This window comes from Amycolatopsis sp. NPDC059021 (assembly GCF_042739895.1).
Lineage (GTDB): Bacteria > Actinomycetota > Actinomycetes > Mycobacteriales > Pseudonocardiaceae > Amycolatopsis.
Window position 1 is genome coordinate 107219 of record NZ_JBHYIQ010000023.1, and the last position, 9782, is coordinate 117000.

Genomic DNA, 9782 nt, shown 5'->3' on the forward strand with positions numbered 1-9782 from the left:
GCGGTGTGTTTCCATTCTTTCCCCGCCCGGGGTTTTGGTTTTTTGGGGGGGGGGGTTTTATACAGTCGGGGCGGCGGGCCCGGGGCCGGGGGCAGGTACCCGGTCCAGGGCCACGATCTGCCGGTCCGTCGGGCTAGCAGGCCGACGGGGTGATGGGATTGAGCTGCTGACAGGTCAGCTGGTTCCGCCAGCTACCCTGGTTCTGCTGGGCCCAGCCGTTGTAGACCAGCGGGATCGGCAGCACACCCTGGCCGCCGTAGCCCGCCTTGCCGGCGATCGAACCGTCCATTTTGGTCGTCGCGACCGGATCCAGCATCAGCTGGCCCGCCACCTTCGCGTCGGAGATGTCGCCGTCGTTGTTCGGGTCGACGTCGATGACCTGCATGACGTTGGCGAACTTGTTCGACACGTAGCCGTAGTAGCCACCGCCCTTCTTGGCACCGAAGTTGATGCCGTGGCAGCCCGCCGAGCACGGCAGGTCCTTGATGACCTTGTCGGTCTTCGGGTCGACGACCGAAACCGTCTGTGACAGCACGTTCGCCGCGAGAAGCGCCTTACCGTCCGGGGTCACCGGCAGCTGGATGGTGAGGCCACCGAACGGAGCACCGCTCTTCGGACCGTTCTGCGGGCTGTAGTTCGCCCACAGGTCGATCGATTTGCTGTGCACCTTCTTCCCGTTGTCGTCGCAGGCGTTCGCCGCCAGCGAGACACAGGTGATCGACTCGCCGAGGAAGTCCGCGGTGTAGAACTTCGACGAATCCGGTGTCATGCTGCTCGCGATCGGGAACTGCCCGGTGGGCTCGGTTTTGACCGTCCCCGTCGGCATGTCGATCACCGACGCGTTGTTGGTCAGGACGTTCGGCGTGACCACCGTCTTGCCGTCGGAACTGGTCCAGTGCGCGTGCGGGTGCCGTACCTCGCCGGTCGGGCTGACCGAGATCTTGCGGAGCACATTGGTACCGCCCGGGGCCAGCTCGACGATCTCGTTCCCGGCGTTGATGCCGATGACGAGCTTGTCGCTACCGGGTTCGGTCATCACGTGCGCGGGGTTGTGCCCGACCTGCGTGGTCCGGATGAACTGACCGGTCTGGCGGTCGAACACGTCCACCTTGTCGGCAAACCATTCGGTCTGGTACAGGTACTTGTAGTCCTTGTCGGTCCACATGTTGTGCGGATTGTTCATGTTGATCGACGGTGCGCCGATCTTCCGGTCGACTGTCCAGTTGCCTACGTCGACCTTCGTGGCGGAACCGACCTTGTCCTTGCCGTTCCATTCCTCCACTTCGGTGTCGATCCACACTTCCCCGACGCCCGGCGTCGCCGGGGGCTGGTTCCCCTTCGGCAACGTCTTCGGATACGAGAACTTCTTGTCGAAGTAGGCGTCGAGGTTCGGGATCAGCACGGGGTTACCGGCGGCGTCGTACTGCAGGATCGGCACCGGCGGCTGGAACGCGTCGAACGAGTTCTCCGAATCCGCCTTGTACTGCTGCCAGTTCCTCGGGTTGGTGATGTTGAAGAACGTGTTCACCAACCGGTTGACGATGTCGGAATTCGACGGCACCACGAGGTTCCGCGAGTTGACCTGGATGCTCTTCCCGAAGTCGAGGCCGATGGTGAGCGGGTCGTCGACCACCACCGCGCCCAGCATGTACGGCGTGACCATGTCGGTGAACGCGTACAGGCCCGGCTCGGTCAGCTGGATCGACCGCTCGCCGAAGAACGCGCCCGCGGGGTTCTCGTAGGGGAAGTTCTGCGCACCCGCGGGAGCGATCAGGCCCATCGGGTCACGGATGCCGGTGGATTCCTTCGGGTCCACCACGAAGTTCACCGTCACGGGCGGGCCCTTGACCGCGAACTTCGCCAGATCGTTCAGCGCGCCCTGCAGGTCGAGGCCGACCGGCAGGGAGTTGAGGTTGATCGGCTGGTCCGCCGGGAGCACGGCGAGCTTCTCGGCGAACTGGCCGAGCAGCCCCGCGGCCTTGGTGGCCGCGGGCATCGCCGCCGGGTTGGACGCTCCGATCGACTGGACCGCGGACAAGGTGTTGTCGAGGTTCAGCGCCTTCCAGAGCTGGGTGCCGAGCGCGCCCAGCAGCGGTACCTGCCCGAGGACGTTGCGCACCAGATTGTTCAGCGCGCCACCGAGATCGGAATTGAGCAGGCTGGCCAGCTCGCCACCGGTCTTCAGGCCGCCCAGCGTGCCGAGCCGCGGCATCTCCGCCACGGCCAGCGACTGGTCACCGAACAGGTTGAGCCCGGAGTCGAACCATTTGCCGTTGTCGTCCCTGAGGTGGAAGGTGATCGGCACCGGGCCGACGCCGATCGGCTGCTGGGCCGTGGCCGGCGCCGCGGCCACCGCCGAGGCACCGATCGTGATGGCGGCCAACACGGCCACCACCTTGAATCGTGTTCGCCTCACCGGGATTCCCGGCGGAGCTGGAGCGGACATGGATTTCCTTTCTCTCTTATGACGGGGAGGCCAGGCATCGACAGCGCTTGACCGAACGAAGGAAAGTGAATCACGAACCCCGGTCAACGCGAGACCAAGGCTTGTTACGAGGTGATGAAATCTATTTTCCTCGCGCAAAATCCGACGGTGAGACAAGTGGAGATAATTGTCGAAGAAGGGGCTTCATTAAATGTTTCTCAGTTGCCGGCGAGGAGCTTGAGCACCGTGCAGAGCAGAGAGGAGACCACGTCGTCCGGCGTGCAGAGGGGCGCGGGAGCGGGTGGCGGGACAGGGTCCGCCGGGGCGGGGGCCGGTGGCACCGTGGGGTCCGTGGGGTACGTGGGGTCCGGCGGCACGGGTGGCCGCGAGGGGCCGGACGGCGTGGACGACACGGGCGGCGACGGTGATTCCGTTGACACAGGAGGACTTTCACGGATCGGCGAGCTCGGCGTTGTGGACGGCGGCGCACCGGCCGGGGCGTCGATAGCGCGCCCCGCACCTGTCGTGACGGGCGGGAAAGCGCTCACCGGAATCGGGCCGGATGGCGCGACGGGAACCGGATTCGCCGGCGACACCGGGCCGGCGTTCTCGGCGGGCGGCCCGGCGGCGGGCGGCGGCACCAGGACCTCGGCCACCTGAATTCCGGAGTCGCCGGCCATTCCCCTCAGCACGACTCCCAAAGACCAGACACACGACACCGCTGCCAGCAGAGCCGCCCCGTACGTCGCGACTTTGCCAGGCGCGGCCCTCATCGGCGGCCGCCGAACTCCATCAGTGGACACGGGTCGATTTTTCACACCTTTCCCTCGGACGCTCGTACGGAAATTGTTCCAGCGGACGGTCATCATGGCACGACAGGAGGAAAGCTGACCAGAGCACGCCGGGCAGCCTCACCGCACTGCCGAACATTTTCCTTCATCTCGGCGAAACATGAGATTTTTCGACATATCCCCAGCGTGCGCACGCACCCTCGACAATTGTGGTTACAGTGGCACCCGGAACACCTCCCGTAGCCCGGATGATGCTCCTCGACGCAAATATGTTACTCGACCGATCGAGTGAACGGAGCGAGTATCACGGCGGTGAAGTGCTCAAACCCCGCCAAAATGGATCACCACTACGAGTCGCCGTGTGTTACCTTAGCCGGGTCGGCATACGGTGCGCCGTGTCGTTTTCCCCGAAAGTCACAGCCGTGAAAATCCTGGGGCTCCTTCCTGCAATAAACAGGCAACGGACGCGTAACCAGCCGATTACACATGTTCGCTTTATTGTTCGAATCCGGTTCCGCTCGGTGTCCCGGTCGTTACTCGGCGATTACCCGCCCTGGTGTGCCGGCAAGCTCGAGAAAGGACAGTCATGCGAGCACCGCGTTCCCGGTGGTCCCGTCGCATCACGGTGGTCGTGTTCACCGGTGCGGCCACTACGTTCGCCTGTCAGCCCATCGCCTCCGCCCACATCTCGGTCAGTCCGGACAGCACTCCGGCAGGGGTTCCGGCAGTGCTCTCCTTCCGAGTGCCCAGCGAACGCGACGACGTGACCACCACACGCCTCGAGGTGACCTTCCCCGCCGACCATCCGCTTGGCTCCGTGGTCCCCCGGACACTGCCGGGCTGGAAGATCGAAGTGCGGAAGCAGACGACCACTCAGCGGGCCGAATCCGCCCACGCCGACGAGATGACCGATGGCACGGTGTCGTCGATCGTGTGGGAAAGCGGTGTCATACCGGCCGGAACGTTCGAGGACTTCCCGGTCCGGATCGCGAAGATGCCCGGCTCGGGCACGCTCGGCTTCGTCGTCCGGCAAACCTATTCCGACGGCCGGACGATTCTCTGGTCCGATCCCGTACGCCAAGGACAGCCCGAGCCGGCGCACCCCGCACCCACCGTCACGGTGGTGCCGCAGACCGCCGTGACAACACCGGATAGGTCCACTTCGGACACACCGGCGCGCATGCTCGGAGGTGCCGGTCTCGCCGCCGGGTTCGCAGCCGCGGCCGCGGCAATCCTGCGAAGGCGTCCGGTGCACGAGGCGCGGATGACCGACGTGGCAGGGGAACCGGACGTCACGCGATCGTAGCCGCGCCACCGCTGTCTTCGACAGGCCGAGCAGACCGTCGTACGGGTACCCGGCGGTGCCCGAGAACCAAAAGGGGTGGCACAGGTGAACACTCAGCGGCGATCGGGCACGGTCGATGCCAGGAGCCTGGCTGTGGACGAGTTGGAGCAGCTCAGGCGGCAGGCGGTCGCCGCCGTCCGGTCCGGCGTTTCGCAGACTCAGGTGGCACGCTCGTTCGGGGTGTCGAGAAAGGCGGTCGGCAGCTGGGTGCGCACCTACCGGACCGGTGGCGAGCCCGCTCTCCGTCCGCAGACGCGCGGCCGGCGGGCTGGTGAGCGCCTCGCGCTTTCCAGGCCGCAACAGACCCGGATACTCACCGTCATCGCGAGTGGACCACCCGACGACCTCGGGCTTCCCTATCTACTGTGGACACGGAGAGCGGTCACGGACCTGATCCGCCGCGAGTTCGGCGTCTCGCTCGCGGGATCCACGATCGACCACTACCTGATTCGCTGGGAGCTGATCAGGAGGGAGGGCGTGTTCACGCGGTGGTGTGACTGCCCACCCGGTGCGCTCCTGGTGACCTGGACTCATCCTCGATCGGCGACCGAAGCCGGTCACGGCCACGCACTGGTCGCGCTCAGCGAGCGTGGCCTGTTGCATTTCCTCGCCGGGGAACGGCCGTTCACCCCGGACGCACTCATCGAGTTCAGAAGGCGGTTACGGGTGCAACTCTCCCGGGAAGTCCGGCTGCTCGCCCGAGAGTGGCCCGACGCTCATGCGGCCTTGACCGGATGCTGGTCGAACTGAACCGGAGAGGAAGTCACATGCGAGGACGACATTTTCTCGCCGTGAGCGCGGTGACACTGATTTGCCTGATCGACGCCCCGATAGCCGCGGCCGAACCCGTGACCGCACCGCATTGTTCGAGCACCGTCGAGGGCACGCCGGGACAACCGGTCCTGCTGGACCCGGCGTCGGTGGCCGAACCGGTGGTGCGAGCGCTCGCGGAGCTGGATCCGCTCGGCCTGCTGACGCCCGCCTTTCGCACGGCGTGGGCGAGCACGGCTCCCATCCCGATCGGCACCGTGCCCGATGGACGGGCCGAGGTCACGGGAACCCGGATCGCCGATGCGGTCATCGCACGGCTCGGCGACATCTCGGTGCTGGGCCCGGTACTCCGGCAGCTCGGCTCCGCCGTGCGGAACACGCTCGCCTCGGTGTGCGTCATCCTGCTCCGCGCCGCGCGCCCGCCGCTCCCGGACGGGACCACTCCCCCTGTTCCCGCACCCGCCGGACCTGGTGGTGGTGACGGCGGGAACCCGGCCGCCGGCGGAGCGGTCACGGCCGGAGGCGGTTTGCGTCTGCCGCGGCCGGACGCGGGGCCCGCCGGCGCGGTCTTCGGCTCGCTGCCGACGGAGCCGACGCCGGGCGCCGCCCTGTTCCCGATGACCACCGGTGGTGTGCCGGGCTCGCCCGAAATCCCGGCGCTGGCGGCGGCCTCGGCGCCGTCGCGTCCCGTCATCGGCTCCGCGGAGACGCTGCCGGTGAAGGAGGACGAACTCTTCCCCGCCGCACTGGCCGCACTCATCTCGCTCAGCATTGTCAGCGCGTTTTTCGTACGCAGGTGCGCATTGAGCCCGCGACACCGATCCCGTTAATCGAGCGGTAACGAACCCGCCGGATCCAGCGGTCACCGGTGACGATTCGTTTACGCGAAGATATCCGGCGCGAACCGGATTTTCGCCACAATTCGGGGCTTGAACATGGCCGGTAGTGACGCACGGAGCCTGTCCGCGGAAGCCTTGGAAGAGCTCCGCCGACGTGCCGTCGCGGCAGTCGAGGCAGGGGGCACCCGAGCCGCTGTCGCGCGTCTTCTCGGAGTGTCCAGAAAGACGGTCGGGGCCTGGGTGTCGTCCTATCAGCGCCTGGGCGACGAGGCGTTCCGCCCGAAACGGCGAGGCCGGCGTCCCGGGGAGCAGTACGCCCTCACCCCCGCCCAGCAGGCCTGGACGGTACGGACCATTGTGGATGGTCGTCCGGACCGTCACGGCCTGCCGCATCGCCTGTGGAACCGGCAGGCGATCGCCGAGCTGATCAACCGGGAGTTCGGCGTCCTGATCAGCACCACGACGGTTTCGCAGTACCTGGTCCGCTGGGGGCTGATCGAGGAATCACGGCTACTGGACCTGATGCGCGGCCGCGTCACCGAGATCGCACCCCGCCAGCGCACGCCGATACGCGGCGACGAATGGCTGAGCGACGCCGACGCGGTCTGGGTCGCCTGGACCAGACCGCGCCAGCCGCAGGATTCCGGGCCTGGCCCGGTCACGAGCGGACAGAACCTGATGACCGGTTTCCGCGACTACTTCGGCGACGTCAACGTCCTCCTCGCGATGTCGACGCGCGGCACGATGTTCTTCCAGGCCCAGCAGGGACCGTTCGACGCGGACCAGGCAGGCGAGTTCCTCCGGCACCTGATGGCCCAGTTCGCCCGTGGACTCAACGTCGTCGTGTGTGTCTGGCCCCGGGACCATTACGCGATACTCCGCCTGTGGTCACGCAGCGACCTCGGCCGGGTTTCGTTCCGGTTCACGCTCGGCTGAGCGCGGCATGTGCGAGCATCGCGCTTTATGGTATTATTTCCCCGAAAATGGAAGGTATTTGCCTTCACCACCATCGAGAATCTCACCGGATCAACCGAGCAACGTGAGAATCGCGATACAGGGAAGTGACATTCGAGTCACTCACCTGTTTTGGCAAGAGGTTTTACTTCTCCTGGAACGATATGGACGAGCGGGAGAGTCATGACCGTCAACTCACTTGCCCAGACCGAAATCGACCTCGAGGTTCTGTTGGCACGCAAGGAAACAATCGCGGACGACGTGGTCCAGCTGACCTTCCGGCACCCCGGAGGAGAGCCGTTGCCGCCGTGGCGGCCCGGCGCGCACGTCGACCTCGTGCTCCGCCCCGGCCTGGTGCGGCAGTACTCGCTCTGCGGGAATCCCGGCGATCGTTCCACGCTGCAGGTGGCCGTGCTCCGTGAACGTGCCGGCCGGGGCGGCTCCGAGTTCGTGCACGACGACCTCCGCGCCGGCGATCTGGTCCGGATCCGTGGGCCGCGTAACCATTTCCCGCTCGTGGCCGCGAAGCGGTATCTGTTCATCGCGGGCGGCATCGGAATAACACCTATCGTCCCGATGATCGCGGCCGTGGACGAGTCGGGTGCCGAATGGCGGCTGATGTACGGCGGGCGCACGCGCTCGTCAATGGCATTCCATGAGGAACTCGGCCAAAAGTACGGGGATCGCGTGACCATCTGCCCGCGTGCGGAAACCGGCCTGCCCGAGCTGTCGGAACTGTTCGCCGACGCGCCCGACGGCACCAGTGTGTACTGCTGCGGACCCGAAGCCCTGCTGGCCGATGCCGAGCGGTGCCACGCGGTGCGGTCCTCCGTCGACCTGCACCTGGAGCGGTTCTCACCCCGGGAAGGCAACGGCCCCGGCACCAGTTTCGACCTCGAACTCGCGCGCTCGGGGATCACGCTGACGGTGCCGGCCGGCCGCTCGATCCTCGAGGCACTCGAGGACGCCGGAGTGCTCGTGCCATCCTCCTGTCAGGAAGGCGTCTGCGGAACGTGCGAGACGGCGGTGCTCGAGGGTGTCCCCGAGCACCGGGACTCGGTGCTCACCGAGGAAGAACGGGCTGCGAACGACACGATGATGATCTGTGTGTCCCGTGCGTGCGGACGTCGGCTCCTCCTGGACCTCTAGTACTCCAGCCGCACTTCGTGATTGATAGTGTGTCTTCGCCAGGTACCCCAGGCTCGGCACCGCACAGTCCATTGAGGACACGGCCGGGGTGTTCGGCCGCCGTGCCGGGTCACGCCGCGAACAGGGTGCGGACGAAGGCGGTGGTGTCCGGCAGCGCGGCGACCGGCGTGCCGCCGTGGTCGGCCGGGTAGGTCCGGTAGGTGCAGGGCTGCCCGTTGGCGGCCAGGTCGTCGACCAGTCTTTTCGTCAGGAACGGGAACGCCACGGTGTCCTTGTCGCCTTGGGCGATGAAGAACGGCCGGTCGTAGCCGGTGGCCGGGATGGTGTAGATCGCGTCCCAGGCTTGGCGGAAGGGTTCGCCGAGTTGCCGGGTGAACATCTCGCCCAGGCCGACGTCGGCCATGCGCTTGGCCATTTCCGTGCCGCACAGGGTTTCCGCGTCGGTGAGGACGGATTCGCCGAGCGGGGTGAGGTAGGAACGCAGGTCGAAGTCGGGACGAGCGGCCCGCAGCCCGGCCAGGATGTAGGCGATGTAGCTCTTCATTTCCGCGCCGAGCAGCGTGGGCGGAAACGCGGGGCCGATCGCGGGGACCAGCCCCTGGAGATTGGCCGGGACGCCGGTGGCCACCGCGCCGCGGAAGTCGAGTTCGGGCGCGTACCGGGTGGCCAGGTTCGCGGTGAACATCGTGGCGTGGCCCCCTTGCGACTGCCCCACCACGACCCAGCGGTCCGACAGTGCCGAGACGATCGAGCGCGCCGCACGCACCATGTCGACCACGCCGTACGCGGCGATGCGGCCGTCGAGATACGGGTGCACGCCCGGGGTGCCCAGTCCGAGGTAGTCGGTGGCCACGATCGCGTAGCCCTGCGCCAGCCACGCGGCGAGGTAGTCGCGGGTGCGCGGGCTCGGGCCCTCGACGGAGGGTGCGCACCCGTCGCCCAGCCCGGTCGTGCCGTGTGCCCAGGACACCACCGGCCAGCCACCCGGCGGTGCCTGTCCCTTCGGCAGGAACACCGATCCGCTCACCGTCGCCAGTTCCCCGCCGACGCCGGTCGAACGATAGGTGACGACGAACGCGTCGCCCGAGCCCGGAACCCATTTGTCGACCGGCAGCGGAGCGGTACTGATCACCGACCCCGGCCCGTCCGCGAGCACGTGCGACGGCGCGGTCACGGGCAGGATCGAGTTCCCGGGCGAAATCGGCGACGCCGACGCCGCGATGGTGGTCGCGCCCGTCGCCACACCGGCCACGAGCGCCGCCACGAGTGTGACCCGCCGGAAAGATCTGAGCATCGTTTCCCTTTCTCGCGTCGGCGTTCCTCACTGTCTGGTGTGGACAGTGAGGAACGCCGATCAGTGTCTGGCCACTGTGGAGCGAGCGTTCTTCACCGTCGCCGATCGGCGACAGTGGTGTGGTGGGGGGGGTGGGGGGGGGTGGTGTGGGGGAGCGGAACCGCAGAGCTCACAGTCGAGCAGACTTAGGTGTTGGCGCGCGCAGTGAGTGAGT

At 66.9% G+C, this 9782-nt stretch carries 8 protein-coding genes; 6 read left to right on the forward strand and 2 right to left on the reverse strand.

What is annotated here, in order from left to right; all coding sequences use genetic code 11:
* Positions 1–133 precede the first annotated feature (133 nt).
* Positions 134–2386 carry a copper oxidase gene (locus ACFWX1_RS16555; RefSeq protein WP_378388074.1) on the reverse strand — a complete coding sequence of 751 codons (2253 nt, stop codon included), beginning with the start codon at positions 2384–2386 and terminating at the stop codon, positions 134–136.
* A gap of 390 nt (positions 2387–2776) precedes the next feature.
* Here ACFWX1_RS16555 and ACFWX1_RS16560 point away from each other — a divergent pair, with 390 nt between their 5' ends.
* The 6 genes from ACFWX1_RS16560 (at position 2777) to ACFWX1_RS16585 (ending at position 8274) form a co-directional block, all read left to right on the forward strand.
* A complete protein-coding gene (locus ACFWX1_RS16560) occupies positions 2777–3085 on the forward strand; it encodes a hypothetical protein (RefSeq protein ID WP_378388076.1) in 309 nt (102 codons plus the stop codon).
* Between the two features lie 717 nt (positions 3086–3802).
* A complete protein-coding gene (locus ACFWX1_RS16565) occupies positions 3803–4522 on the forward strand; it encodes a YcnI family protein (RefSeq protein WP_378388078.1) in 720 nt (239 codons plus the stop codon).
* Positions 4523–4606: 84 nt separating this feature from the next.
* Complete coding sequence (locus tag ACFWX1_RS16570; protein ID WP_378388080.1) at positions 4607–5311, forward strand: helix-turn-helix domain-containing protein; 705 nt, start codon at positions 4607–4609, stop codon at positions 5309–5311.
* A gap of 17 nt (positions 5312–5328) precedes the next feature.
* Entirely contained in the window at positions 5329–6162 is an 834-nt protein-coding gene (locus ACFWX1_RS16575) for a hypothetical protein (protein ID WP_378388082.1), read from the forward strand.
* A 105-nt stretch (positions 6163–6267) separates the two neighbouring features.
* Positions 6268–7107, forward strand: coding sequence for a helix-turn-helix domain-containing protein (locus ACFWX1_RS16580; RefSeq protein ID WP_378388084.1), 840 nt, complete (start codon positions 6268–6270; stop codon positions 7105–7107).
* 201 nt (positions 7108–7308) lie between these two features.
* Complete coding sequence (locus tag ACFWX1_RS16585) at positions 7309–8274, forward strand: PDR/VanB family oxidoreductase (protein ID WP_378388086.1); 966 nt, start codon at positions 7309–7311, stop codon at positions 8272–8274.
* Positions 8275–8383: 109 nt separating this feature from the next.
* Here ACFWX1_RS16585 and ACFWX1_RS16590 read toward each other — a convergent pair whose 3' ends face one another.
* The gene (locus tag ACFWX1_RS16590) at positions 8384–9568 is read right to left on the reverse strand and encodes a lipase family protein (RefSeq protein WP_378388088.1); all 1185 of its coding nucleotides are present in this window, start codon (positions 9566–9568) and stop codon (positions 8384–8386) included.
* Between the last annotated feature and the right edge of the window lie 214 nt (positions 9569–9782).

What these genes read in the sequence shown, in the direction of transcription:
- ACFWX1_RS16565 (WP_378388078.1), top strand. Translation starts at nt 3,803, where the DNA reads ATGCGAGCACCGCGTTCCCGGTGGTCCCGTCGCATCACGGTGGTCGTG.
- ACFWX1_RS16585 (WP_378388086.1), top strand. Translation starts at nt 7,309, where the DNA reads ATGACCGTCAACTCACTTGCCCAGACCGAAATCGACCTCGAGGTTCTG.
- ACFWX1_RS16575 (WP_378388082.1), top strand. Translation starts at nt 5,329, where the DNA reads ATGCGAGGACGACATTTTCTCGCCGTGAGCGCGGTGACACTGATTTGC.
- ACFWX1_RS16590 (WP_378388088.1), bottom strand. Translation starts at nt 9,568, where the DNA reads ATGCTCAGATCTTTCCGGCGGGTCACACTCGTGGCGGCGCTCGTGGCC.
- ACFWX1_RS16580 (WP_378388084.1), top strand. Translation starts at nt 6,268, where the DNA reads ATGGCCGGTAGTGACGCACGGAGCCTGTCCGCGGAAGCCTTGGAAGAG.